The sequence below is a fragment of the Luteibacter jiangsuensis genome (assembly GCF_011742555.1).
Taxonomy (GTDB): Bacteria; Pseudomonadota; Gammaproteobacteria; order Xanthomonadales; family Rhodanobacteraceae; genus Luteibacter; species Luteibacter jiangsuensis.
In genome coordinates this window covers 104,940-129,139 of the sequence record NZ_JAAQQR010000009.1, presented here as the reverse complement: position 1 = coordinate 129,139, position 24,200 = coordinate 104,940, and the positions used below count along the sequence as shown (strand labels likewise).

The 24,200-nt window shown below is 66.3% G+C and carries 20 protein-coding genes; 9 read left to right on the top strand and 11 right to left on the bottom strand.

Annotation, left to right across the window (positions count from 1 at the left end):
- Positions 1–110: 110 nt before the first annotated feature.
- Together HBF26_RS16765 and HBF26_RS16760 are read right to left on the bottom strand one after the other, a co-directional pair.
- Entirely contained in the window at positions 111–2,711 is a 2,601-nt protein-coding gene (locus HBF26_RS16765) for a glycosyltransferase (protein WP_167129043.1), read from the bottom strand.
- Between the two features lie 225 nt (positions 2,712–2,936).
- On the bottom strand, positions 2,937–3,404 hold the full coding sequence (locus HBF26_RS16760; RefSeq protein ID WP_167129041.1) for a Dps family protein: 468 nt from the start codon (positions 3,402–3,404) through the stop codon (positions 2,937–2,939).
- A gap of 111 nt (positions 3,405–3,515) precedes the next feature.
- Here HBF26_RS16760 and hrpA point away from each other — a divergent pair, with 111 nt between their 5' ends.
- Together hrpA and HBF26_RS16750 are read left to right on the top strand one after the other, a co-directional pair.
- Positions 3,516–7,442: an ATP-dependent RNA helicase HrpA gene (gene hrpA / locus HBF26_RS16755; RefSeq protein ID WP_167129039.1), complete on the top strand. Its 3,927-nt coding sequence runs from the start codon at positions 3,516–3,518 to the stop codon at positions 7,440–7,442.
- Positions 7,439–9,541 carry a bifunctional (p)ppGpp synthetase/guanosine-3',5'-bis(diphosphate) 3'-pyrophosphohydrolase gene (locus HBF26_RS16750; RefSeq protein WP_167129037.1) on the top strand — a complete coding sequence of 701 codons (2,103 nt, stop codon included), beginning with the start codon at positions 7,439–7,441 and terminating at the stop codon, positions 9,539–9,541. Before hrpA ends, HBF26_RS16750 begins: the two co-directional genes overlap by 4 nt.
- Before the next feature lie 101 nt (positions 9,542–9,642).
- Here HBF26_RS16750 and HBF26_RS16745 read toward each other — a convergent pair whose 3' ends face one another.
- A complete protein-coding gene (locus HBF26_RS16745; protein WP_167129035.1) occupies positions 9,643–10,218 on the bottom strand; it encodes a YggT family protein in 576 nt (191 codons plus the stop codon).
- Complete coding sequence (gene proC / locus HBF26_RS16740; protein WP_167129033.1) at positions 10,215–11,039, bottom strand: pyrroline-5-carboxylate reductase; 825 nt, start codon at positions 11,037–11,039, stop codon at positions 10,215–10,217. Before proC ends, HBF26_RS16745 begins: the two co-directional genes overlap by 4 nt.
- A 122-nt stretch (positions 11,040–11,161) precedes the next feature.
- Between proC and HBF26_RS16735 the strand changes: the two genes are divergently transcribed.
- Both HBF26_RS16735 and HBF26_RS16730 read left to right on the top strand, forming a co-directional pair.
- A complete protein-coding gene (locus HBF26_RS16735; protein WP_167129031.1) occupies positions 11,162–12,199 on the top strand; it encodes a type IV pilus twitching motility protein PilT in 1,038 nt (345 codons plus the stop codon).
- Positions 12,200–12,362: 163 nt separating this feature from the next.
- Positions 12,363–13,526, top strand: coding sequence for a PilT/PilU family type 4a pilus ATPase (locus tag HBF26_RS16730; RefSeq protein ID WP_167129029.1), 1,164 nt, complete (start codon positions 12,363–12,365; stop codon positions 13,524–13,526).
- A 67-nt stretch (positions 13,527–13,593) separates the two neighbouring features.
- Here HBF26_RS16730 and HBF26_RS16725 read toward each other — a convergent pair whose 3' ends face one another.
- The 5 genes from HBF26_RS16725 to HBF26_RS16705 all read right to left on the bottom strand — a co-directional run bounded on the left by HBF26_RS16725 (position 13,594) and on the right by HBF26_RS16705 (position 18,042).
- Complete coding sequence (locus HBF26_RS16725; RefSeq protein ID WP_167129027.1) at positions 13,594–13,959, bottom strand: BON domain-containing protein; 366 nt, start codon at positions 13,957–13,959, stop codon at positions 13,594–13,596.
- A gap of 210 nt (positions 13,960–14,169) precedes the next feature.
- A complete protein-coding gene (locus tag HBF26_RS16720; RefSeq protein ID WP_167129025.1) occupies positions 14,170–15,918 on the bottom strand; it encodes a hypothetical protein in 1,749 nt (582 codons plus the stop codon).
- Positions 15,919–16,037: 119 nt separating this feature from the next.
- Positions 16,038–16,964: an aspartate carbamoyltransferase catalytic subunit gene (locus HBF26_RS16715; RefSeq protein WP_167129024.1), complete on the bottom strand. Its 927-nt coding sequence runs from the start codon at positions 16,962–16,964 to the stop codon at positions 16,038–16,040.
- 78 nt (positions 16,965–17,042) lie between these two features.
- Positions 17,043–17,462 (bottom strand): Holliday junction resolvase RuvX, encoded by a 420-nt coding sequence (gene ruvX, locus HBF26_RS16710; RefSeq protein ID WP_167129023.1) that lies wholly within the window; start codon positions 17,460–17,462, stop codon positions 17,043–17,045.
- Positions 17,463–17,475: 13 nt separating this feature from the next.
- Positions 17,476–18,042, bottom strand: a complete 567-nt coding sequence (locus HBF26_RS16705) for a YqgE/AlgH family protein (RefSeq protein ID WP_167025383.1) — start codon at positions 18,040–18,042, stop codon at positions 17,476–17,478.
- A gap of 92 nt (positions 18,043–18,134) precedes the next feature.
- Here HBF26_RS16705 and HBF26_RS16700 point away from each other — a divergent pair, with 92 nt between their 5' ends.
- Positions 18,135–18,458 carry a hypothetical protein gene (locus tag HBF26_RS16700; protein WP_205287666.1) on the top strand — a complete coding sequence of 108 codons (324 nt, stop codon included), beginning with the start codon at positions 18,135–18,137 and terminating at the stop codon, positions 18,456–18,458.
- A gap of 130 nt (positions 18,459–18,588) precedes the next feature.
- On the opposite strand, the gene HBF26_RS16695 is transcribed toward HBF26_RS16700, so the two are convergent.
- Positions 18,589–19,449, bottom strand: a complete 861-nt coding sequence (locus HBF26_RS16695) for an energy transducer TonB (protein ID WP_167129022.1) — start codon at positions 19,447–19,449, stop codon at positions 18,589–18,591.
- Entirely contained in the window at positions 19,446–20,387 is a 942-nt protein-coding gene (gene gshB, locus HBF26_RS16690; RefSeq protein WP_167129021.1) for a glutathione synthase, read from the bottom strand. Before gshB ends, HBF26_RS16695 begins: the two co-directional genes overlap by 4 nt.
- Positions 20,388–20,675: 288 nt before the next feature.
- Between gshB and pilG the strand changes: the two genes are divergently transcribed.
- The 4 genes from pilG (at position 20,676) to HBF26_RS16670 (ending at position 24,200) form a co-directional block, all read left to right on the top strand.
- Complete coding sequence (pilG, locus tag HBF26_RS16685; RefSeq protein WP_166700483.1) at positions 20,676–21,032, top strand: twitching motility response regulator PilG; 357 nt, start codon at positions 20,676–20,678, stop codon at positions 21,030–21,032.
- Between the two features lie 35 nt (positions 21,033–21,067).
- Positions 21,068–21,442, top strand: coding sequence for a response regulator (locus tag HBF26_RS16680; protein WP_167025388.1), 375 nt, complete (start codon positions 21,068–21,070; stop codon positions 21,440–21,442).
- 7 nt (positions 21,443–21,449) lie between these two features.
- Positions 21,450–21,995, top strand: coding sequence for a chemotaxis protein CheW (locus HBF26_RS16675; RefSeq protein WP_167025390.1), 546 nt, complete (start codon positions 21,450–21,452; stop codon positions 21,993–21,995).
- A 171-nt stretch (positions 21,996–22,166) separates the two neighbouring features.
- The gene (locus HBF26_RS16670) at positions 22,167–24,200 is read left to right on the top strand and encodes a methyl-accepting chemotaxis protein (RefSeq protein WP_167025392.1); all 2,034 of its coding nucleotides are present in this window, start codon (positions 22,167–22,169) and stop codon (positions 24,198–24,200) included.

Genomic DNA, 24,200 nt, shown 5'->3' with positions numbered 1-24,200 from the left:
GTACGGCCGCGCGAGAGGCGGCGCGCTCAGCCTCTTACGTCAGGTCTTGGCGTAACTTACCGCGCGAGGCGTGCAAGGTCGATACACGAATGTGAACGGACGGCGCGCGATTAGCCCGCCTCGTCTCCGGAACGGTGCGCGATCCAGGCGCCGATCAAGGCAGAGACGTACGGAATCGACTGCGCCGCGAGGATGAACATCCATAGTTCACTCTCGACGTAGCTCGTGCCGTAGTGCAGCGCCATGCCCACGATCGCGCAGAGCAGCGCGATGGCCATGAGACCTTCCTCACGCACGGGCGCGAAGGCGGCGAAACTGCTGCCGCCCATGCGACGGCTCTTGGCCGTCACCACGAACGCTGTCTTTTCCCGGGTCAGGCCATGCAGGATGCCTCGCGCGATGGCGTGCGAGAGCCCCATGCTGGCCACCGACGCCATGATGGTGTCGTACCAGCCGCATGGGACGCGCGCCCGGTACAGCACCACGCCGAAGATCGCCTTCGCGAAGAAGAAGCCGATGACGGGAATCAGGAACAGCTGCATGGGGAGGTTGAAATATTCCGGCGCATAGATCATGCCGGCGGTCCAAAGCAGGCCCATCATCGTGAAGATGAAGTGCAAGGCGTCGGCGAACCAGCTGAACCAGCCCGTGAGGAAGTGGAAGCGCTGGCCTGCCGAAAGCGGGCCCTTGCGCGTCATCCAGCTCCAGCGACCCTTGAGGATCTGCATGGCGCCGAACGCCCAGCGGTAACGCTGGCTCTTGTACGCCTTGAAGTCGGCCGGGGTGAGTCCCTTGCCCATGAGTTCGTCGACGTAAACCAGTTCGTAGCCCGCATGCATCAGGCGCAGCCCGAGCTCGGCATCCTCGCAGATGGTCCATTCCGACCAGCCGCCGGTGCCTTCCAGCGCCGACCGCCGCACCATGGTCATGGTGCCGTGCTGGATGATCGCGTTCCGTTCGTTGCGATGGTGCATGCCGATGCGGAAGAAGCCGTCGTACTCCCAGGCCGTCATGCGGCGGAAGCGGTTCTTCTCGAAGTCGCGGTGCGCCTGCGGGCACTGCACCACGGCCACCTTCGCGTCGTGGAAGTAGCCCGTGAGCGCGGAGAGCCAGTCTTCGCGCACCACGTAGTCGGCGTCGATGACCGCCACCACCTCGGCGCGTTCGTCCGTGGCCGTGAGGCCGAAGTTCAGCGCACCGGCCTTGTAGCCCGGCCAGGGTTCCAGGTGGAAGAAGCGGAACTTCGGACCCAGCTGCTTGCAGTATTCCTCCACCGGCTTCCACACCGCCGGGTCCTTGGTGTTGTTGTCCAGCACCAGGACCTCGAAATTCTCGTAATCGAGGGCTGCGAGCGAATCCAGGGTGATCTGCACCATCTCCGGCGGCTCGTTGTGGCACGCCAGGTGGATGGACACGAACGGCTGTTTCTCCACCGGGTCCGGCGGCAACATGCCCGCGTATCGCACCCAGCTGCGCCGCCAGAGCACCTCGGTGAACTCGAATCCATTGATCAGGAGGATGCCGAGAATGGCGATCTGCGCCGGGAACAGCAGGATCAGCATCGCCCAGTCGAAGGGGCCGAGGTAGAAATTGAAGGGCAGGGTGGCCGACCAGACGATCAGGCCGCAGGCGAGCTGGATGAGCGCCATGAAGAACAGACGGCCCGTCAGCTTGAAGCGACTGAAGCGGATGCCGAACCACAGCATGGGGAAGAAGGCCAGCAGCGAGGCGGCGAACGCCTTCCAGGGCCAGCCCACGTCTTCCGTCACCGGGCCGGTGAAGGGGAACTTCAGCTGGCGGTCGGCGTTGAACATGCCCCAGTAGGCGCCGGTGCGGCCCTCGCCCAGGTTTTCCTTCCAGGGCTGGTCGATGGCCTCGAGGACGTAATAGTCGTCGATGCCGTTGGCCTTGGCCTGGTTGAAGAAGGTGCGCAGGAAGATCGCCTCGTTCGAGACGCTGGGGTAGGCGTACTTGTAGCGGTCGCCGTTCGAGGGCCAGCCGATCTCGCCGATGGCCACGTGCATGCCGGGGAACCGCGCCTGCAGGGCCTTGTAGCTCTGGACGGAGTCGTTGACGCCGGCGCGCGCCTCGATGCCGTTCCAGTAGGGGAACAGGTGGACCGTGATGAAATCGACGTGCTCGGCCAGCTCCGGGTTCTGCATCCAGATGTGGAACGGCTCGGCGATGGACACCGGCTGGTGCACGGCGGCGCGCACGCGGTCCAGGTAGGCCATCATCTGTTCGGGCTTCAGGTCTCCGCGGAAGAGAACCTCGTTACCCACGATCACGCGGCTGATGGTCTTCGGGTAGCGGTGGGCCTGCGCGATCAGCCCGGCGATCTCTCGCTCGTTGTTCTCGAGCCGGGCGTCGATCAGGGCGCCGGCCATCACATCCAGGCCTTCCTTGTCGGCGAGGCGAATGACCTGGGGGTTCTCCAGGATCGAGTAGGTGCGGATGCGCGGCGAATAGCGCTTGATCAGGCGCAGATCGCCATCGATCTCGGAATCCGTGGAAACGTCGCCCTTGATCGGGTTCTGGTAGCGCTGGTAGGCCGTGAACGCGAAGCCGGGCACGGGCCCGTGCCAGTCGTCGGGGCCATTGGGCAGGTTGGCGACGAGCCAGAGCCCGAAATTCAGCGCTGCCACGAGGATCGCGAGGATCAACGCGGCGAGGATCGGATGGCTTCGTTCGGTCGTGGCGGCAGCGCTCAAAACAGTCCCCGGACCGATCGGCCCCCGAGTGGTATCGATGAGGTAACCCGGGGAGCTTAACGAACGGGGAGAAACTGCTCAACGGACCGGAGGCTCCCCGGTCAGCAGGGGTTGTAGGAGCGCGCCCTGCGCGCGACCGCTTTTCGCGGCCATATTCAAGCTGGCGCGCCAGATCGCAGGCCCGGCGAAAAGCGGTCGCGCGCAGGGCGCGCTCCTACGGAGGGCTTATTTCAGCAGCGAACGCAGCATCCAGGCCGTCTTCTCGTGATCCTTCAGGCGGCCCGTGACCATGTCCGCGGTGCCCTCGTCGCCCACGGCCTCGGCGGCCTTGATCGTGTCGCGCGACGTGGCGGCGGCGATCTCGTGGCCTTCCACCAGCTGGGCGACCATCTCCTTCCATTCCGGCACGCCCGCTTCTTCCTTGATCGAGGTGAGCTTGGCGAACTGGCTGTAGGAGCCCGGCGCGAAGATATCCAGAATACGGATGCGCTCGGCCACTTCGTCGGCGGCGAGCCACAGGGCGTTGTACTGGGTCTCGAACATCGCGTGCAGGCTGTTGAACTGCGGGCCGGTGACGTTCCAGTGGAAGTTGTGCGTCTTCAGGTACAGGGAGTAGGTGTCCGCGAGAAGGCGGGCAAGCTGCTTGGCGACGGCTTCCCTGTCTTTCTTGGCGATACCGATGTCGATGGCCATGGGGTGTCTCCTGTCTTCTGTCTAGGAATGAAATTCTAACGAGGCGTACGAAGGGCGTGAAATGGAACCTTCTGATGCCCTCGATAGGCACACGCTATTATTGGGGTTCCCATGAGTACCTCCACAAGCCCCTCGCGACCCGCCGCTCCAGACCCGCGCCTCCGTGAATTGCGCGACGCGCTGACGCGGGTTGCCAGCCGCGATTTCGGGCGCCTCCTCGGCCGCTGGCGCACGCTGTCGCGCAAGCCGGATGCCGCCCGGCTGGCGACCCTGGCCGCGGATATCGCGGCGTCGGCCGCCCGGCGCGCCGCGCGCGTCGCCGCCAAGCCGGTCGTCGCCGTCGATGCCTCGTTGCCCATCGCGGCGCGGGCCGACGACATCGTGAAGCTGATCCGTGAGCACCAGGTCGTGGTGATCGCCGGCGAAACGGGTTCCGGCAAGACCACGCAGCTGCCCAAGCTCTGTCTGGCGGCAGGACGCGGCGAGGCGGGCATGATCGGTTGCACCCAGCCGCGCCGCCTTGCGGCGCGTTCGGTGGCCACCCGCGTGGCCGAGGAGCTTGGCACGCCCCTCGGCGAGAAGGTGGGTTTCCAGGTGCGTTTCACCGAGAAGGTGTCCGACCAGGCCCTGGTGAAATTCATGACCGACGGCATCCTGCTGGCTGAGACCCAGTCCGATCCCTGGCTTTCGTCCTACGACACCATCATCATCGACGAGGCGCACGAACGCAGCCTCAACATCGATTTCCTCCTGGGTTACCTGAAGCGCCTCGCGGCGCGCCGGCCGGAGCTGAAGATCGTGGTCACGTCGGCCACCATCGACACCGAGCGATTCGCCGCGCATTTCGGCGGAGCGCCCGTGGTCGCGGTCGAAGGCCGCACGTATCCGGTCGAGGTTCGCTACCGGCCGCCCGGCGAGCGCGTCGAAGGCAACGTCGCCCAGCAGGTGGCGGACACCATGGACGAGATCACCCGAGAAGACCCGCGCGGCGACGTGCTGGTTTTCCTGCCCGGCGAACGCGAGATTCGTGATGCGCACCTGCTGCTTTCGCGGCGGCAGTACCGCGAAACGGAAGTGCTCGCCCTCTACGCGCGCCTGTCGGCGGCCGAACAGGATCGCGTCTTCCGGCCGGGACCGAAACGACGCATCGTGCTCGCCACCAATGTGGCCGAAACCTCCCTCACGGTGCCGCGCATCCGCTACGTGGTCGATTCCGGTACGGCGCGCGTGAAGCGCTACAGCCAGCGCGGCCAGCTCGAACGCCTGCACATCGAACCGATTTCCCAGGCCGCTGCCAACCAGCGCAAGGGCCGCTGCGGCCGCGTGGGGCCGGGCATCTGCTACCGGCTCTACGAGGAGTCCGATTTCGCGCTGCGGCCGGAATACACCGATCCCGAACTGCTGCGCTCGTCGCTCGCCAACGTGATCCTGCGCATGCTGGCGCTCGACCTGGGCGAGGTCGAGGACTTTCCGTTCCTCGAGGCACCCGACCCGCGCGTGGTCGCCGACGGATACCGGCGCCTGGCCGAAATCGGCGCCATCGACGACGGCCGCCGTCTCACGGATATCGGCCGCACCGTCGCGCGGCTGCCCATCGACGTGCAGCTGGCACGCATGCTGGTCGAGGCGCGGCGGATCGGCAGCCTCGGCGAACTCGTCACCATCGTCGCGTTTCTCAGCATCCAGGACCCCCGCGAGCGACCGCCGGATGCCCGCGGGCAGGCCGATGCGGCGCATGCCCAGTTCGCCGACCCGAAGTCCGACTTCGTCGGCGTGCTGAACCTGTGGCGCGCCTATCTCTCGGCGGCGGAAGAGCTCACCTCCTCGAAGCTGCGCGACTGGTGCTCGCGGCATTTCCTGAGCTTCATGCGCATGCGCGAATGGCGCGAACTGCATCGGCAGCTCGTGCTCGTGACGAGGGACATCGGCTGGGAAGCATCCTCCCGCGCCGAAGCGGCGCCCGCAGGCGCGCGCCCTGCGCGTGACGCCAACGATGCGCTGTTCGAGGCCATCCACCGCAGCCTGCTGGCCGGATTGCCGACCCAGGTGGGGCACAAGGACGAGAAGGGCATATACCGGGGCACCCGCGAGCGACGCTTCCAGGTCTTCCCGGGCTCGGCGCTGGCGAAGGCTCCGCCGGCGTGGCTCTTCGCGGCCCAGATCCTCGATATCGGTGGCCGCATCTGGGCCATGATGTGCGCCCGGGTCGAGCCCGCGTGGATCGAAAGCCAGGCCAGTCATCTCGTGCGCGCCACGGCGCGCGACGCGCACTGGTCGCGCAAGCGCGGCACCGTGGTGGCCTACGAACAGGTCACCCTGTTCGGTCTGGTGCTGGTGGAGCGCCGCCCTGTCACGTTCCAGCGTCAGGATCCGAAGCTCGCCCACGCCATCTTCGTGCGCGAGGCCCTGGTGCGAGCCGACCTCGACAGCCGCGCCGATTTCGTGCGCGCCAATGCGCGTGTACTCGAACAGGCGCACGATATCGAGGCCAAGCAGCGCCGGGCGGGCCTGCTCCGGTCCGACGACGACCTCGCCGCGTTCTTCGCTGGAAAACTTCCCGAGAGCGTCGCCGATACCCGGGCCCTGGATGCGTGGTACCGCAAGGCGGCACCCGCGGAGCAGGCGGCGCTGCGCTGGACATTGGCGGATGTGATGGACACCGGGGCCGGCCTCGACCCGAAGGCCTTTCCCGCCTCGCTCGACATCGGGCAGCACCAGTACCGCCTCGAATACCGTTTCGTGCCCGGCGATCCCGCCGACGGCGTCACGATCCACGTGCCGCTGGCTTTCCTCAATGCGCTGCCCGCCGCCCGAGGCGAATGGCTCGTCGGTGGCCTGCTGGCGGACAAGGTGGCCGAACTCATCCGCGCGTTGCCGAAGGCATTGCGCCGCAACTTCGTACCGGCGCCCGACTTCGCGCGGGCTTTCGTGGAAGCGGAGGCACCGCGCGACCAGCCCCTCGCGGCCGCGCTGGCTGCGTTCCTGAAGCGCGCCACGGGCGTCGAGGTGGACGCTGCGGCTTTCGCCGATGCGGAACTGCCCGCGCACCTGCTCATGCGCTACCGGGTGCATGACGAAAATGGCCGCACGGTGGCCGAGGGGCGCGATCTGACCTCGATCCGCGCGCAGTGGGAAGGCAAGGCGCGAGAAGCGTTCTCGCGCAAGACCGACGTCGAACTCACCCGCGAAGGCATCGTGGCATGGGATTTCGAATCCATTCCTCGCGAGGTGCGGTCGGAGGGCGGCCTTACCGCGTACCCGGCACTGGTGGACCTCGGCGAGGCCGTGGCCCTGCGTGTCTTCGAGCGCGCCGACGAGGCCGCAGAAGCACATGTGGGAGGCGTCGAGCGCCTGCTTCGGCAAGCGCTCGCGCCGGAATTCAAGCGCGCGCGGCGCCAGTTGCCGATCGGGAACGCGCTCTCGCTGAAGTACGCGCCGCTGGGGAGCATCGACGGACTTCGCGTCGACCTCGTGGAAGCTGGCTTTGCCGATCTCCTGCTCGATCGCCGGCTGGATGCGCGCACCCAGGCCGACTTCGAGGCCCTGCGCACCGACCTTGCGCGTGAACTGTTCGGCGCGGCCATGGCGCGGCAGAAGCTTGCCGAGCCGATCATCCAGGCCCAGGCCGAACTCAAGCCATGGATGGAGCCGCCGCTGATCGGATTCGCGAAGGCCAGCTACGACGACCTGCGCGAACAGCTCGCGGCGCTGCTGCAGCCGGGCTTCCTGCGCGAATTGCCGCGTGACCGGCTGGCGCACTATCCGCGATACCTCCGCGCGATGCGCCTGCGTGCGGAACGCCTGCGACAGGACCCCGCACGCGACCAGTCGCGCATGCTCCAGGTGCTGCCTTACTGGCGCGCCTTGCTCAACGCGAACGGCACCGCGCTCGACGACACGGTGTGGCAGGAACTGCGCTGGCTGCTCGAGGAGTGGCGCGTGTCGCTGTTCGCCCAGGAACTGAAGACGGCCGAGCCGGTGTCGGCCAAGCGCCTGGCGCGCGCCCTCGAAACCGCGCAGGCGGAGGAAGGCCGATGAGCGAGCGCGCAGCCGATGCGAAGCCACAGCCGATGCCGCTGACCGAGCACGCGCGCGAGGCATGCGCGCGGTTGCCCGTGGCGGCGCGCGCCGAGGGCGAGACGATCATCGAACTCCTGCGGCTCCTGGGCTGCGACGACGAGACCTGCGCCTCGGCCCTCTGGTTTTCGCTCGAGCGCGGCCTGCCCGGCGCGACCGAAGAGGCCGCCAGGACCTGGAAACCGTCGCTGCGCCGGCTGATCGACGGGCAGGGCGAGGCCGAGAAAGTCTGGGCCCTGCACGCGCAGCGTGGCCCCGGCAGCGGCGCGGAGGGCCTGCGCAGGTTGCTGCTGGCGATCATTCGCGACCTGCGCGTCGTTTTCGTATTGCTGGCGAGGCAACTCGCGGCGATGCGTACGGCGATGGCGCTGCCCGATCACGAGCGGCGCGAACTGGCCCAACTCACGTCCGATATACACGCTCCGCTGGCCAACCGCCTCGGTATCTGGCAGCTGAAGTGGGAATTGGAGGACCTGGCGTTCCGTTACCTGGAGCCGGACACCTATCGCCGCATCGCGCGCCTGCTCGACGAGCGGCGTGCCGACCGCGAGCGCTTCATCGCCACCAGCCTTGCCGAGTTGCGCGCGGCGCTCGACGGTGCCGGCATTCGTGCCGACCTTGCGGGCCGCCCGAAGCACATCTTCTCCATCTGGAAAAAGATGAAGAAGAAAGGCCTGGAATTCTCCGATCTCTACGATATCCGCGCCGTGCGTATCCTGGTCGACAACGTGGCCGACTGCTACGCGGCCCTGGGCCTGGTGCACAGCCTCTGGCCGCACCTGCCGGGCGAATTCGACGATTACGTGGCGCGGCCCAAGGGCAACGGTTATCGATCGCTGCACACGGCAGTGATCGGGCCGGAAGGAAAGGTCCTCGAAGTGCAGATCCGCACGCACGAGATGCACCGTGCGAACGAGCTGGGCGTGGCGGCGCACTGGCGATACAAGGAGGGCGGCGGCGCCGATGCGGAGTTCGAGGCGAAGATCGCCTGGATGCGCAAGCTGCTCGAGCCGCGCGGCGAAGACGAGGCCGAACTGGCCGCGGGGTTCGAAACCGAACTCATGGAAGACCGCGTGTACGTGCTGTCGCCGAAGGGCGAGGTCATCGACATGCCGCGCGGGGCCACGGTGCTCGATTTCGCGTACCACATCCACACCGAGGTGGGACATCGCTGCCGCGGCGCGAAGGTGAACGGGCGCATCGTGCCGTTGACCACACAGCCGCGTAGTGGCGATCGCGTGGAGATCCTCACCGCGAAGATGTCGGAGCCCAGCCGCGACTGGCTCTCCACCCACCACGGATACCTGTACACGTCGCGGGCTCGGGAAAAGGTGCGCGCGTGGTTCCGGCGCGAGGCGCACGAGGCGAACATCCTGGCAGGCAAGGCGTCGCTGGAAAAGGAACTGCGACGGCTGGCCCTGGATGACGTGGATCTGGCCAAGCTGGCCACGCACTTCCGACTGAAGAACGTGGACGAACTCTACGTGACCGTGGCGCTGGGCGAGGTCTCGCTCGGGCAGATCGCCCGCGCGTTGCAGGAGCCCGCGGAGCCCGAGATCACGCAATCGGGCAATCCCGTGGCGTCGCGCGCCGCCCAGCACGACCGTGGCGCGTTGTCGATCGAGGGCGTGGGCAACCTGCTCACGACCTTGGCGCGTTGCTGCCAGCCGCTTCCGGGCGATCCGGTGCGCGGTTTCATCACCCGGGGGCGCGGCGTGTCGGTGCACCGCGCGGACTGCGCATCGCTGGCCCGCCTGGCCCGGCGCGATCCCGACCGCGTGATCGAGGTCGGCTGGGGCAGGGTGGACGTGCAGAGTTACGAGGTGGACGTGGAACTGCGCGGTTACGACCGCAAGGGCCTGCAGAAGGACGTGGCCACCACGATCAACAACGTGGGGCCGCACATCGTGGCCTCGTCCAGCCGCGTGCATGTGCGCACGGGCGAGGTGGAGATGCGTTTCACGCTACGCGTGAAGGACTACGAGCAGCTGTCCACACTGCTGGGGCGGCTGAGTGCACTGCCCAACGTGACGGATGCGCGGAGACTGGGCGGAAGGTGATCTGAGACCATTGTGGGAGCCGCTTCAGCGGCGATCCCGCGGCAGCGGGCAAGCCTGCCGCGAGCACCTTATCGCCGCTGAAGCGGCTCCCACACAGATCATTAGGCCCCGAGGAGGAGCCTCATGCCCCAGTCCGACAAGGGCTGCACGATTAGGATGCGCGCAAGGAAAAGGCCGAGCAGCACCGCTGTGGGCGAGAAATCGAGTCCGCCGATTGTGAGCCTGCCGCGCAGCGGCCGCACCAGGGGCTCGGCCAGGCTGGAGACCAGCCGCGCCACGGGGTGGTAGCGGTCGGTGGAAAGCATGCTCATCAGCGACCAGACGAAGACCAGAACGATCCAGGTCAGCAGGAAGAAGTCGAGGGTTTCGGCGATGCCGGCCACCAGGATGCCCAGCGGCGACGGAGCCACGCCCGCCAGCGCCGCCAACAGCAGCATCTTCAGGCATTCGAGCGCCAGCACGATCAGCAGCGCGGCCGTGTTCACCCGGCGGATGTTGGGCAAGGCCTTGCGCAGTGGACGCAGCACCGGGTTGGTGAACCGGTAGAGGAACTGGCAGATCGGGTTGTGGAAATCCGCGCGGCAAGCCTCGGCCAGCAGCCGCAGGACGAACAGGGTGACGACGGCTCCGAAAGCGAACTGGAGGATCAGTGCGCCGGCATTGGTCAGGTAATTCACGTCTTGGATTCCATGTCTTCGGAAAGTTCGATCCCGCGTCGCCGGGCGGCGTCGACGGCGCGTGCGACGATCTCGTTGAAATGATCGCCGCGAAAACTGTCCAGCGCCGCTTGCGTGGTGCCGTGCGGCGAGGTCACCCTCTGCCGTAGTGTGGCGGCCGATTCGCCGCTTTCCACGAGCATGCGGCCGGCACCGAAGGCCGTCTGCACGGCCAGGGCACGGGCCGTCTCGCGGGACAGGCCGTGCGAAAACGCGGCGTTTTCCAGCGCTTCCACCATGAGGAAAAAGTAGGCGGGACCGGAGCCCGACAGCGCCGTGACCACGTCGAGTTGCTCTTCTTCCGGCACCCAGACGGTGAGGCCGGCGGCATCGAGCACGTGCTGGGCCTCTGCCCGCTGCGGTGCGCTGACCCGCCCGTTGGCGTAGAGGGCGGTGGCGCCGGCCCCATACATGGCGGGCGTGTTGGGCATGCAACGCACCACGGGCAGGGTGGTGTCGAGCCAGCGCTCGATCTGGTGGACGCGGATGCCCGCGGCGATGGATATCACCAGGGGGCGGTATTTCTGCACGGCCGGCCGGAGCCCGCGGCACACCTCGGCCAGCATCTGCGGTTTCACGGCCAGGACGAGGATGGAGGCGCCCTCGGCGGCGTCCAGGTTGTCCGTGTACGTGGCCACCCCGTATTCGCGCGAAAGCTCGTGCAGGGCTTCCGCGCGCGGCTCCGCCACCGCGATGCCGCCCGGCTGCGCGCCGTGGCGGATCAGCCCGGCGATCAGCGCGGTGGCCATGTTGCCTCCGCCGATGAAGGCGATCCGATTCATGGGGTGACTCCGTAGGCGACCTCGTTCACAACGCGAAAGGATATATGGAGATGCGGCCGGTGTGTCCCTTGTAGCCGACCCCCGGGCATGGTTACCTATGCCCACCAAGAAAGGGGACCCCAATGGATATCGCCGAACTCCTTGCCTTCTCCGTGAAGAACAAGGCCTCCGACCTGCACCTCTCCGCGGGTCTGCCGCCGATGATCCGCGTCGACGGCGACGTCCGGCGCATCAATATTCCGCCCCTCGAGCACAAGCAGGTCCATTCGCTGATCTACGACATCATGTCGGACAAGCAGCGGCGCGATTACGAGGAATTCCTCGAAGTCGACTTCTCCTTCGAGATTCCCGGCCTGGCCCGCTTCCGTGTCAACGCGTTCAACCACAACCGCGGCGCCGGCGGCGTGTTCCGTACCATTCCCTCGGAAGTGCTGACCCTGGAAGACCTCGGCGCGCCGAAGATCTTCCGCGAACTGATCGAGCAGCCGCAGGGCCTGATCCTGGTGACGGGCCCCACGGGTTCCGGCAAGTCGACCACGCTGGCGGCCATGGTTGACCACGTGAACAAGAACGAATACGGGCACATCCTCACGGTCGAGGACCCGATCGAATTCGTGCACACCTCGCAGAAGTGCCTGGTGAACCAGCGCGAGGTCCATCGCGATACGCACGGCTTCAACGAGGCATTGCGCTCGGCCCTGCGCGAAGATCCCGATTACATCCTGGTCGGCGAGCTTCGCGATCTGGAGACCATTCGCCTCGCGCTCACCGCCGCGGAAACCGGCCACCTGGTTTTCGGCACCCTGCACACCTCGTCGGCGGCGAAAACCATCGACCGCATCATCGACGTGTTCCCGGCTGGCGAGAAGCCCATGGTCCGTTCGATGCTCTCCGAATCGCTCCGTGCCGTCATCTCGCAGTCGCTGCTCAAGAAGGTGGGCGGCGGTCGCACGGCGGCACACGAGATCATGGTGGGTATCCCCGCCATCCGTAACCTGATCCGCGAAGACAAGGTGGCGCAGATGTACTCGGCCATCCAGACCGGCCAGCAGTACGGCATGCAGACCCTCGACCAGAACCTCGCCGACCTGGTGAAGCGCGGCCTCATCACCCGGCAGGAAGCCTCCACCTATGCCAAGAACAAGGAAGGGTTCCGGTAGGGGCGTGAGTCGGCCCTTACGGGCCTGTGAGTCGCGGCCGGTGGCCGCTGGGAAGAGTAAGCTGAGATCAAGGAGAAGGGTTGGCGGGCTTTGCTTACGGTTCACGCTTCACGATAGCCCCGGCGTAGCCGGGGCCAACTTACGCAATTTTACGGACCCTCCCATGAGCGACTTCGATTTCACCTCCTTCCTCAAGCTGATGGTGCACAAGCAGGCCTCCGACCTGTTCATCACCGCCGGTGTCGCTCCTTCCATGAAGGTGCAGGGGCGCATCGTGCCCATCACGCAGAGCCCGTTGTCGGCGCAGCAGTCGCGCGACATGGTGCTGAACGTGATGACGCCCGCCCAGCGCGAGGAGTTCGAGAAAACCCACGAGTGCCAGTTTGCGATCAGCGCCTCGGGCATCGGGCGGTTCCGCGTGTCGTGCTTCTACCAGCGCAACTGCGTGGGCATGGTGCTGCGCCGTATCGAATCGAAGATTCCCACGCCAGAAGAACTGAGCCTGCCGCCGATCATCAAGCAGCTGGCGATGACCAAGCGCGGCATCATCATCTTCGTCGGCGGCACGGGTACCGGTAAGTCGACCTCGCTGGCGTCGATGATCGGCTACCGCAACCAGAACTCCACGGGCCACATCATCACCATCGAAGACCCGATCGAGTACGTGCACAAGCACGAAGGTTGCATCATCACCCAGCGCGAACTCGGCATCGATACCGACAGCTGGGAAAATGCCTTGAAGAACACCCTGCGCCAGGCGCCGGACGTGATCATGATCGGCGAAGTACGTACGCGCGAGACGATGGAACACGCCATCAACTTCTCGGAAACGGGCCACCTGTGTCTGTGCACGCTGCATGCGAACAACGCCAACCAGGCGCTCGACCGCATCCTGCATTTCTTCCCCGAAGACCGCCGCCAGCAGCTCTTCATGGATCTTTCCCTCAATCTGAAGGGCATCGTGGCGCAGCAGCTCATTCCCACGCCGGACGGCAAGGCCCGTCGCGTGGCAGTGGAAGTCCTGCTCGGCACGCCGCTTGCGCAGGACTACATCCGCCAAGGCGAGATCCACAAGCTGAAGGAACTGATGCGCGATTCGAACCAGCTCGGCATGCGCACGTTCGACCAGAGCCTGGTGGAGCTCTATCACGCAGGCGAAATCTCGTACGAGGACGCGCTGCGCCACGCGGACAGTTCCAACGAGGTGCGCCTTCGCATCAAGCTGGCCCAGGGCGGCGACGCGCACACGCTGTCGCAGGGCCTGGAAGGCGTGGAGATCGACAAGGGCAACGACCGCGATTCCTTCGGCGGCATGCTGCATCGTTGAGGTAATCCACCCACAAAAAAGAAAAGGGAGCCGCGAGGCTCCCTTTTCATTCGCCCTTCGAAAGGGCTTACTTGGCCGCAGCCGAGACAGTCAGGCCGCTGGCGTCGACGCTCTTCACGCCCTTCACGCTCTTGGCAACATGCTCGGCCTTGCTCTTCTCGGCGGCGGTCGCCACGGTGCCGGTCAGGGTGACCATGCCGTCCTTGGTATCCACCGAGATGTCGGTGGCCTTCACGTTTTTCGTCGTGGCGAACTCGGACTTGACCTTCGTGGTGATCCAGGCGTCGTCCGCCTTGCCGGCGACGGTCTGGTTGTCGCCCTTCGACATGGCCGCCGAGGAGTCCTGCGCGTACACCTGAGCGAAGGGAACCGTGCCGAGACCGGCAACGAGAGCGGCAGCGAACAGGGCCTTACGGAGGTTGGCGTGGTTCATGGGTGACTCCTTGTTTTCGCACTGAATGGGTCTGGCGATGGCGCCACGCACTGTGGCTGCCGGTTCGCGGGGCTCATGGAAACAGTGCAACCGTGAACGATTCGTGCCGGGAAATCCGGGCCGTTCAGGATCGTCAAGAAGGCTCCACAAACAAAAAGTGGGAAGCGCGCGACCGCGCTTCCCACCTCGTTGTGCCTGCAGTGGAACGGTTTACTTGTATTCGACGGCGCCGGACATCACGAGGCCTTTCTCGTCCACGTGCGCCTCGCCAGACACCTGCACGATGCGGGCTGCCTGCGCCTTCATGGCTTCGAACTGCATTTTCGAACGCTCTGCAGCCGATGCCTGGGCGGCCTGGTCGTCCGGTGCGCCGTCGGCGCCCGCGACTTCCGCCATGGAACTGGCGTAGGCCTGCGCCTTGTCCGCCATGACGTCGACCCATGCGCGATACATGTCGCCATTGAGGTGCAGGCGGCTGATGCGGCCCGCGTCGCCAATGGCGCCCATGAGCATTTCGTCCAGCTTGCCGTCCTCACCCTGGCCGAGGCCCACCGCGATGGCCTGGCCATTCATGGCGGCCCAGCCGGGCATGCCGAGCATGCCGGTGATGTTCTGCGGCAGCGGGGCGGGCTTGCCGTCGCCGGCCAGCTTGAAGTCGCCACCGAGCATGGCCTGGCCCATCGCGAGCAGGCCGGCCGGGTTGCGCGTGGCAAGCAGCACGCGGCCCGTGATGGCAGGCATCTGCTGACCGGCGGCGGCCGGCTTGAAGGAGTCCAGCACGATGCGCACGCCACGCACGTCGCCGAGCGGCGGAATGGCAGCCTGCTGCATCGTGGAGCCCAGCTTGGCGAAGCCATCGTTCATGCTTACGAAGGCCGGGCATTCGAACGGCTTGGCAGCGACGGCATCGGCCTGCGCCGTGAAGAACGTACGGATCTGTTCGACCGGCAGCGCGACGCTGATGTCGAACGGACCATTGGCGTCGTTGCCCAGGCCCGGAACCTCGACCTTGAGCCCGGAGAATGCCTTGACGATATCGTCGGCCAGCGCGACGTCGACTCGCTGTTCCTGATGGTGCATGTCGAGGCGGGTGTAGCCGAAGCTGAGCGACGGAATGCGGGAAGCGATGCGGGTGGCTTCCGGCACGCAGCTCGGTGCCGGAACCGGCACGGGCTCGCCCGTCTTGGCGGACTGCTGTTTCAGGTATGCGGCGAACAAGGGGTCCTTGCCCGTGGCGACGAGGGGCAGCAGACGGGTAAGGTCGACCTGACCCACCGCGTAATCCTTGTAACCCTTGTCCTTGGCCAGGTCGGCAAGGCGGCCGTCTTCCTGGAGGCTTTTCGCCGGCCGGTCTGCGCCGAGCGCCTGACGGATGGACGGCTGCGCGGCATCCGCCGGCAGGAGCGACACCACCGCCTGCTTGCCCACGGTGGCGATGATCAACTGGATACCCGAGTCCGCGAGCGTGACGTGGCGATACGCCTGGCCGCCGGCGTCGGCGGTGTCCAGCTTCTTGCCGTAGGCGGTTTCGAGACGGCCCACGAAGGCGTCCCAGGCGGCGGGATCGGCGAGCGCCACACGGACGACGGGGCTGAGGCCCAGGCCGTAGATGGCCGAGCCCGTCTTCACGTCGAGGCCCATGTTCTTCAAGGCCGCCTCGGCCGTCTTGCCGTCGAATTCGGCGGCAAAGGCCTTGAGCAGGCGGGCTGCCTCGGCGTTGCCCTTGCCCTCGAGGTCTTGCGCGAGGGACTTCATCTGGGCGACTTCGCCCGGAAGTTCCGCATTGGCCTGCGTCAACAGCGCCTCGTAGGCGTCGTCGTCGAGCTTGTCGAGGCTCGCCAGAACGTAAGGCGTGTCGGCCGGCACGAAGGCCAGCGGGGCGTCCTTGTCCTTGTGGCCGCAGGCCGCCAGCAAAACGCTGGCGAGGCCGAGCGCGATGAGTCGCTTCGTCGGTCGCATTGTGTATCCCATTGTCCGGTTTGGTCCCTTGGTCCGGCCATTATGCCGGAAGCGCGGCGCCCGCAGGCGCCGGCACGGCGGTCTGTCCGCAAAATCCTGCGACGAGGAGCGGCTGCCGCCTAGCGGCCCATGACCTCGGCCAGCACCGCCATGCGCACGAAGACACCGTTGCCCACCTGTTCGAGGATGCGGGACTGGGCGCCATCCGCGACGTCCGAGGCGATCTCGATACCGCGGTTGATCGGGCCGGGATGCATCACGAGGCAGCCCTTGGCTGCCCTGGCAAGGCGCCGGCAGTCCAGGCCGTAGCGCTCGAAGTAGGCCGCCTCATCGGGGAGATCCGTAGCCGCCATGCGCTCTTTCTGGAGGCGCAGCATGATGACGGCATGGGCCCCCTCGATCGCCTCGTCGAAGTCCTCGTGGAAGGTGACGCCGCTCAGCTCCGACTCCGCGGGCAGCAAGGCGGACGGCCCCACGATGCGCACGTCGCGCGCACCGAGCGCAGTGAACGCGTGCACGTCGGAGCGGGCCACGCGCGAATGGCGCACGTCGCCGCAGATGACGATGCGCAGCTTGCGGAAGTCCGGGTGATGGTTGCGAATGGTGAGCGCGTCCAGCAGACCCTGGGTGGGGTGGGCGCGATTGCCGTCGCCGGCATTCACCACGGAGACGCCGCTCATGGCGTGGCGAACCAGCGACTCGGGCGTGCCGGATTCCTTGTGCCGCACGACGATCGTGTCCAGGTGCATCGCTTCCAGCGTGTGCAGCGTGTCGAACAGTTCCTCGCCCTTGGCGGTGGAGGAAAATCCGATGTCGAAATTGACGACGTCCGCGCCAAGCCGGCGTGCGGCCAGTTCGAACGAGGTGCGTGTGCGGGTGGACGGTTCGAAGAAGAGGTTGAGCACCGTGCGGCCGGCCAATAGGTCGAGCTTGCGGGTGCCGTGCGCCGTGGCCTCGCGCATGCTGTTCGCCCGGTCGAGGAGGCGTTCGATGGCTTCGCGGGGCAGGTTCTCGAGGGTGGTCAGGTGGCGCAGGCGTTGTGACATGACGTCCTCAGAACGAAGGAGATGGCGAAATGGAGCAAGGCGGATCTGCCGGCATGGTACTGGCGGTGTGGATTCCGGTCATGCCTGCACGAGGTAGGACTCGAGAATGACGGCCGCTGCTTCCGCGTCGATCGACTTTGCATCGGAACGCTTGCGCGTGCCGGCGGCGCGGCCGGCGGCGAAGCGGCGGGCGGCTTCCTGCGAACTCATGCGCTCGTCGGCGAGGGCGACGGGAAGGGCATAACGTTCGGCGACGCGGTCCGCGAAGCGTCGCGCCGTACGCGTCATCGGCTGCTCTTTTCCGTCGTTGTCGAGCGGAAGGCCCACGACCAGTTCCGCGGGCAGCCATTCGCGGCGGAGCGCGTCCAGGGTCTGCCAGTCGGGTTCGCCATCGCGCACCGGTACGGCGGCAAGAGCCCGCGCGGTGCCGGTCAGGCGATTGCCGACGGCGACGCCGACTATCTTGGTGCCGACGTCGAATCCGAACAGGCAGCTCATCGCGTGGCGGGGCTCAGGCGTGACCGGCGTAGCCGGTCAACTGGGACGGATCGTGCACGCCGAGCTTGCGGGCTGCGGCCAGCCAGCGCTCGTCGATGGGAGTGTCGAACACGATGTGTTCGTCCGCTCGCGTGGTGAGCCACGCGTTGTCCATCACTTCCTGTTCGAGTTGCCCGGCGTCCCAACCCGCATAGCCCAGCGTGACCACGGCACGACGCGGGCCTTCGCCGGCGGCCATGGCCACCAGGATGTCGCGCGAGGTGGTCACGGACCAGTCGTCGTTGACGCGATAGCTGGAGTCCCAGTTGCCGGGCTCGCGATGGAGCACGAATCCGCGTTCCTGCTGCACCGGCCCGCCGATGAGCACCGGGTAGTCGGCAATTTCGGGGTCGTCGCAGGTGAGCTTCATCTGTGCGAGCACGTCGCCCAGGCGATATTCGGAGATCTGGTTGATCAGGAGGCCGACGGCACCGTCGTCCCCGTGCTGGCACAGAAACGCCACCCCGCGCGCGAACGGCGATTCGGCCAGCGAAGGCATCGCGATGAGGAATTGCCCGGCGAATGAGTTGGCAGTCGTCATGGGCACATTGTAGCCGCTACGACGATGAGCCGTGTGCGAACGTTCAGTGCGCCGCCTGTAACTTCTGCTCGATTACCAGGAAGGAGTGGCTTGTGCGCAACATGATGTTTACGAAGGTTTTTATCCTGGGCGGGCTGGCTTGCGCGACCACCGCCGGGGCGTCCACGCCGGGTGCTTGGAAGGACTATGACCAACGGCTGACGAAAGCCTGCATTGCCGCCAGCGGATTGAAGGACGCGAAGCCGGTCGGCGGCCCGATCCAGTACGACGATCGGGTGCCGGTCACCGCGCTGGTGCTCGCCGGCCGCTATCCGCAGAAGCACATGAACAACCGGCCCGGCCGGGAGCTGTGCGTGTGGGACCGCAAGGCCCAGAAAGCGTACGTGAGCGAGGCGGATCAGCTGCTGCCAAAGTGAGCGCTTTTGCCTTGTGTGGGAGCCGCTTCAGCGGCGATGGGTGCTCGCGGCGAGGCTGCCGCTGGCGCAGAATCGCCGGCAAAGCCGGCTCCCACACATCATTAGCCACTCCGAGGGTCTTCCTCGAAGATCAGTAATTTCGCAGCACGTCCCCCGGCAGGAACTGCCACGTGCGCGTGATGTAGAGCTCGTCCACCCGATTCTTGTCGGCGGGGAGGGCCGGGAAGGGTGCGGCAAGCCGGACGATGCGCTGGGCGGCGTCGTCCAGCACCTTCTGTCCCGAACTCTTGATGACGTCCATGCTCCTGATGCTGCCGTCCCGGTTCAGGCCTACCGTGAGGACCAGCTCGCCGTGCAGGCCCCGGCGCCGTGCCTCGTCCGGATAATTGAGGTTGCCCACCCGTTCCACGCGCCCGACCCAGCCCTTCATGTACGCCGCATACGCATATTCCCGCGTGTTGGACGAAATGAACTTCTTCTTCGGACGCTTGGCGTAGGCCTGCGACTGCTCCCGCACCTCGGCGGCCAGCCGGGCCATTTCCGTCCGGCGCTGCACTTCTTCGTCGGATTCCGGCAGGGGCCGCGGCTTTCGCTCGGTCTGTTCGTGCGTGGTGTCCACGGCAAAGGCCGTCTCGCCGGACGTGGTGAGGAGTTGGCTGGGTGTGGCTTCGCGCGGGGCCGGAGCCTGGGCTTCCTTGGGTTCTGCGGAGAGGCTGTGCTGCGGCGTGGGAAGGAGCCCCGAAACCGGGTCCGACGGGCGCGCCGCCTTGTCCTTGTCGCCGCCGCCGGCGTTGCTGGCCTGTGCGAGGAAGTCGGCCTTGTCAGGCTGCTCGCGGTTGGCGACGTCCACGAGGGTGACGTCGAGCGTGGGTACGCTCGGGCGCGGCTTTTCCGCCTCGAAGGTGATCCCGAGGATGACGATACCGTGCAGCAGCAGCGAGAACAGCAGTGTCGCGCCGAACAGGTCGGTGCCGGTGGTGCGGGTCGTCATCGGGCCTCGATCGCGTCGAACAGCAGCCCGGCGATGTTAATGCCGAAGCGGGCATCCAGTTCACGGACCCCGGTCGGAGATGTGACGTTGATCTCGGTCAGGTAGTCGCCGATCACGTCCAGGCCGACGAAGCGGAGTCCGCGCCGGACCAGCTCGGGGCCGACCTGCGAGGCGATCCAGCGGTCGCGATCGGAGAGCGGAATGCCCTCGCCATGGCCGCCGGCGGCGAGGTTGCCGCGGAATTCGTCGCCTTGCGGGATGCGGGCGAGGGCGTACGGCACCGGCTCGCCGTCGATCATCAGGATGCGCTTGTCCCCGGCCGATATCTCGGGAATGAATTTCTGGGCGATGGTAAACCGGCGGCCGCCGTCGAGTAGTGTCTCCAGCATCGAGTTGACGTTGCTGTCGCCGGCCGAGACCTTGAAGATGCCCTGGCCGCCCATGCCGTCCAGCGGTTTGAGGATGGCGTCGCGGTGCTCCGCCAGGAACGCCTTCAATTCGCCCCGGTCGCGGGAAATCAGTGTGGGCACGATGCACTGCGGGAAGTCGAGCGAGAACACCTTCTCGTTGCAGTCGCGCAGCCCGCGCGGATCGTTCACCACCTTGCAGCCGGCCCGCTGGGCGCGCTCCAGGACCATGGTGTCGTAGATGAACTGCGCATCCACCGGTGGGTCTTTCCGGGCCAGCACGACGTCCACCTCCGCAAGGGGCCGCCATTGCGGCTCGCCGAGGGTGAACCAGCCGCTGGGGTCTTCCCTGACGGTGAGGGGCCGCAGCCGGGCCCAGGCCTGTCCGTCGCGCAGGGCCAAGTCGCCCTGTTCCATGTAAAGGAGGGCGTGGCCCCGTCGGGAGGCCTCCAGCAGCATCGCGAAGGTGGTGTCCTTGGCGATCTTGATGGCGCGGATGGGGTCCATCAGGACGGCAACGGAGAGGGGCATGGAGGATTTCCGCAGGCAGGAAAGGTGCCAAGTTTAGTGAAGGTCGCCTGGCAAAGGGCCCCTTTAGGAAGAATTCATCTTGACGGCGCTCCGGCCAACCATTAAACAGCGGTCGGGAGGAACGCCGAAGAGCGGACCGCCGGAGCCTTGGTTCCGGACAACGACCTGGCGCACGGAATAGTCGACCGAAATCCGGCTATCCTGCACGGGTATTTGCGGTTTTTTTCGTGGTACGGGGGCGCAGTGAACGAAAACGGACGCGGGAACGACCTGAGCGGCTTGCGGGTCATGGTCATCGACGATTCGAAAACCATCCGACGCACGGCCGAAACCCTGCTGAAGAAGGAAGGCTGCGACGTCCTCACCGCCGTCGACGGTTTCGAGGCGCTGGCGAAAATATCCGACCAGAAGCCGAACATCATCTTCGTCGACATCATGATGCCGCGTCTGGACGGCTACCAGACCTGCGCGCTCATCAAGAACAACGCCCAGTTTCGCGGAACGCCGGTGATCATGCTTTCGTCGAAGGACGGCCTGTTCGACAAGGCGCGCGGCCGCATCGTCGGCGCCGAGCAATACCTCACCAAGCCATTCACCCGCGACGAGCTCCTCGGCGCGATCCACCGGTACGCGAAGGCGAGCTGACCCAACTCCACGCAAGACGACGTCCAGGGGGACGTGTGGCAAACATTCTCATCATCGACGACTCGCCCACCGACGTCCGCGTGTTCACCACGCTGCTCGAGAAGGCGGGTTTTTCCGTTTCCAGCGTCGACAACGCCGAGGCTGGCCTCGACCGCATCCGTGCGAACAAGCCGGACCTGGTGATCATGGACGTGATCATGCCGGGCATGAACGGCTTCCAGGCCACGCGCACGCTGAGTCGCGACCCGAACACCGCCGACGTGCCGGTGGTGATGATCACCACCAAGTCCATGGAGACGGACCGTGTATGGGGCCTGCGCCAGGGAGCGAAAGCGTTCATCACCAAGCCGGTGAACGAGAAGGAACTGCTTTCGACCATCGCCAGCCTCCTGCCGAACACGACGCATTGAGGACGCCATGAGCGAGAACGCGGCACTCACGCCATTCGAACTGCTCGCCCATTACGAGCGTGCCTGCCTCGCGCACACGGCCGACGCGCCGGAGCAGGTGGAGTCGCTGGGCCTGTGGCGCGGCATCGGTTTTCGCGTGGGGCGCCGGGCTTTCGTCAGCGGCATCGAGGAGATCAACGAACTTCTCGCCGTGCCGACCCTGACCAACGTACCCGGCACCCAGCCCTGGCTGATGGGCGTGGCCAACGTGCGCGGCAACCTCGTGCCGGCGATCGATCTCGGCCGCTTCCTGTTCGACGAGCGCACGCCGGCTTCGGAGCGTGCCCGCCTGCTGCTGGTACGCCAGCACGGCGGTACGGTGGGGCTGCTGGTGGACGAAGTATTCGGCCAGCGTACGATGGACGACGCCCAGCGCGACTCGGGCGAGGAAGAACACGATCCGCGGCTGGCGCGTTTCGTCGCGCAGAACGTCCAGATCGGCGAGCAGACGTTCGGACTTTTCAGCATGAGCCGTCTGGTTCGTGCGCCGGATTTCCGGCAGGCGGCGCTTTAGGCGCCTCCATGGGGGAGGGGGACGGCCGGGTGGTCGGCCTCCACAGGATGAGCGGGGCCGGTTCGACCGGTTCCGCGATGGGAACGGAGGGGCGGTCCTCGGGCCGCTTCGTCATGCCGGTGGCCATCGAGGCCCCGGCGGCTAGCTTTGCCAGGTTTGGGTGAGGTGGATATGAGCACGACAGCAGGCGGCGCAGGCCGGGAACGTGGCTACACGATCGTCATCGTGTTCCTGCTCCTGGCGATCGGTTTGGCGTCGGTCGACTTCTGGTGGCTGAACAACAAGAACGGCGAGGATCGCGAGGCCATCGCGCTGACGACCCAGGTGCAGGTGCTGTCGCAGCAGACCGCGAAGTACGCCCTGGAAGCGTCGGACGGTAACCGCGATTCGTTCCGCGAACTCGCCGCCACGAGGAACACGATCGATTCGGCCGTGCAGCGCCTGGTGAAGGGCGACGAGAAGACCGGCATGCCGGCCTATGCCGACGAGAACAAGACGCAGGCCGGTCGCGCCATTGGCGCGCTGTCCAACGCGTGGCACCAGCTGGACGCGGACATCGGCAAGATCCTCTCCAACAAGGATCTGGTGCTGTCCTCCGGCGAGCGCGCCGACCTCTTCGCCAAACAGATGCCGCTGCTGAACGCCCGCACCGACGAGGTGCTGAACATCGTGCAGCAGAAGAATGCCTCGGTGGAGCAGACCTTCACGCTGGCGCGCTGGATGCTCATGGCCGACCGCATGATCCGTCGCGTGCAGGAGATCCTGCAGGGCGGCGATGGCGCGCAGTCCGCGGCCGACGGCCTTTCGCGCGACGCGCAGCTGTACGGCGCGGTGCTGAAGGGCCTGATCGACGGCAATCCGGACGGCGGCGTGCGCGCCATCAGCGACGGCAATGCCCGGAAGATCCTCGAAGGCATGCAGACGTCCTGGGGCGATCTGGTGGACCCGGTGAACCAGCTCGTGACCGCGTCGCCCAACCTGCAGGACGTGAAGCGCGCCGGTAACCAGGCTTCGCTCGACTCCCAGACGGTGCTGCTGCGCGCGAACGAATCCGCCGACCAGATCGCGAAGCTACCGCTGACGCGCCTGTTCCCGAACGTGTGGTGGGGCCTGCTCGGCGCCATCGGCGCGGTGCTGTTCGCGCTGCTGCTCGTGTACAACCTCGTGCGCGACCAGCGCCGCCGCTTCGAGACCACGTCCGAACTCAACCAGCGCAACCAGACCGCGATCATGCGGTTGCTGGACGAGATGGGTACGCTCGCCGAAGGCGACCTCACCATCAAGGCCACGGTGACCGAGGACATCACCGGCGCCATCGCGGACGCCATGAACTCCGCCGTGGACGAGATGCGCAACCTCGTCACCACCATCAACGAGACCGCGGTGCGCGTCTCCGCGGCGGCGCAGGAAACCCAGGCCACCGCCATGCATCTCGCCGACGCGGCGGAGCAGCAGGCGCAGCAGATCACTTCGGCCACCTCCGCGATCAACCAGATCGCCACCTCGATGGACACGGTGTCGAAGGACTCCGCGGAATCGGCGGACGTGGCGCAGCGCTCGGTGCAGATCGCCTCGCGCGGCGCGGAAGTGGTGCGCGAGACCATTCAGGGCATGGATTCCATTCGCGACCAGATTCAGGAAACCTCCAAGCGCATCAAGCGCCTGGGCGAATCCTCGCAGGAAATCGGCTCGATCGTGGAACTCATCAACGACATTGCCGAGCAGACCAATATCCTCGCCTTGAACGCAGCCATCCAGGCGGCCTCGGCCGGCGAGGCGGGCCGAGGCTTCGCGGTGGTGGCGGACGAAGTGCAGCGCCTCGCCGAACGTTCGGCAAGCGCCACCAAGCGAATCGAAACGCTGGTGCAGACGATTCAGTCCGATACCAACGAAGCGGTGAGCTCGATGGAACAGACCACTGCGGAAGTGGTGGCCGGTGCCCGCCTGGCGGAGGACGCCGGTACGGCGCTGGGCGACATCGAGCGCGTCTCGAACGACCTTTCGGCGCTGATTCAGAACATCTCCGCCGCGGCACGTCAGCAGTCCGCCGCGGCGACCGACACCTCGGCCACGATGAACGTCATCCAGGAGATCACCTCCCAGACATCGCTCGGCGCCAGTCAGACGGCCGAGTCGATCGGTAACCTCGCCCAGCTCGCGAACGACCTGCGCCTGTCCGTCGCGAACTTCAAGCTGCCGGGTTGA

What these genes read in the sequence shown, in the direction of transcription:
- HBF26_RS16760 (WP_167129041.1), bottom strand. Translation starts at nt 3,404, where the DNA reads ATGGCCATCGACATCGGTATCGCCAAGAAAGACAGGGAAGCCGTCGCC.
- hrpA (WP_167129039.1), top strand. Translation starts at nt 3,516, where the DNA reads ATGAGTACCTCCACAAGCCCCTCGCGACCCGCCGCTCCAGACCCGCGC.
- HBF26_RS16750 (WP_167129037.1), top strand. Translation starts at nt 7,439, where the DNA reads ATGAGCGAGCGCGCAGCCGATGCGAAGCCACAGCCGATGCCGCTGACC.
- proC (WP_167129033.1), bottom strand. Translation starts at nt 11,039, where the DNA reads ATGAATCGGATCGCCTTCATCGGCGGAGGCAACATGGCCACCGCGCTG.
- HBF26_RS16735 (WP_167129031.1), top strand. Translation starts at nt 11,162, where the DNA reads ATGGATATCGCCGAACTCCTTGCCTTCTCCGTGAAGAACAAGGCCTCC.
- HBF26_RS16730 (WP_167129029.1), top strand. Translation starts at nt 12,363, where the DNA reads ATGAGCGACTTCGATTTCACCTCCTTCCTCAAGCTGATGGTGCACAAG.
- HBF26_RS16725 (WP_167129027.1), bottom strand. Translation starts at nt 13,959, where the DNA reads ATGAACCACGCCAACCTCCGTAAGGCCCTGTTCGCTGCCGCTCTCGTT.
- HBF26_RS16720 (WP_167129025.1), bottom strand. Translation starts at nt 15,918, where the DNA reads ATGCGACCGACGAAGCGACTCATCGCGCTCGGCCTCGCCAGCGTTTTG.
- HBF26_RS16715 (WP_167129024.1), bottom strand. Translation starts at nt 16,964, where the DNA reads ATGTCACAACGCCTGCGCCACCTGACCACCCTCGAGAACCTGCCCCGC.
- ruvX (WP_167129023.1), bottom strand. Translation starts at nt 17,462, where the DNA reads ATGAGCTGCCTGTTCGGATTCGACGTCGGCACCAAGATAGTCGGCGTC.
- HBF26_RS16705 (WP_167025383.1), bottom strand. Translation starts at nt 18,042, where the DNA reads ATGACGACTGCCAACTCATTCGCCGGGCAATTCCTCATCGCGATGCCT.
- HBF26_RS16695 (WP_167129022.1), bottom strand. Translation starts at nt 19,449, where the DNA reads ATGACGACCCGCACCACCGGCACCGACCTGTTCGGCGCGACACTGCTG.
- gshB (WP_167129021.1), bottom strand. Translation starts at nt 20,387, where the DNA reads ATGCCCCTCTCCGTTGCCGTCCTGATGGACCCCATCCGCGCCATCAAG.
- pilG (WP_166700483.1), top strand. Translation starts at nt 20,676, where the DNA reads ATGGTCATCGACGATTCGAAAACCATCCGACGCACGGCCGAAACCCTG.
- HBF26_RS16675 (WP_167025390.1), top strand. Translation starts at nt 21,450, where the DNA reads ATGAGCGAGAACGCGGCACTCACGCCATTCGAACTGCTCGCCCATTAC.
- HBF26_RS16670 (WP_167025392.1), top strand. Translation starts at nt 22,167, where the DNA reads ATGAGCACGACAGCAGGCGGCGCAGGCCGGGAACGTGGCTACACGATC.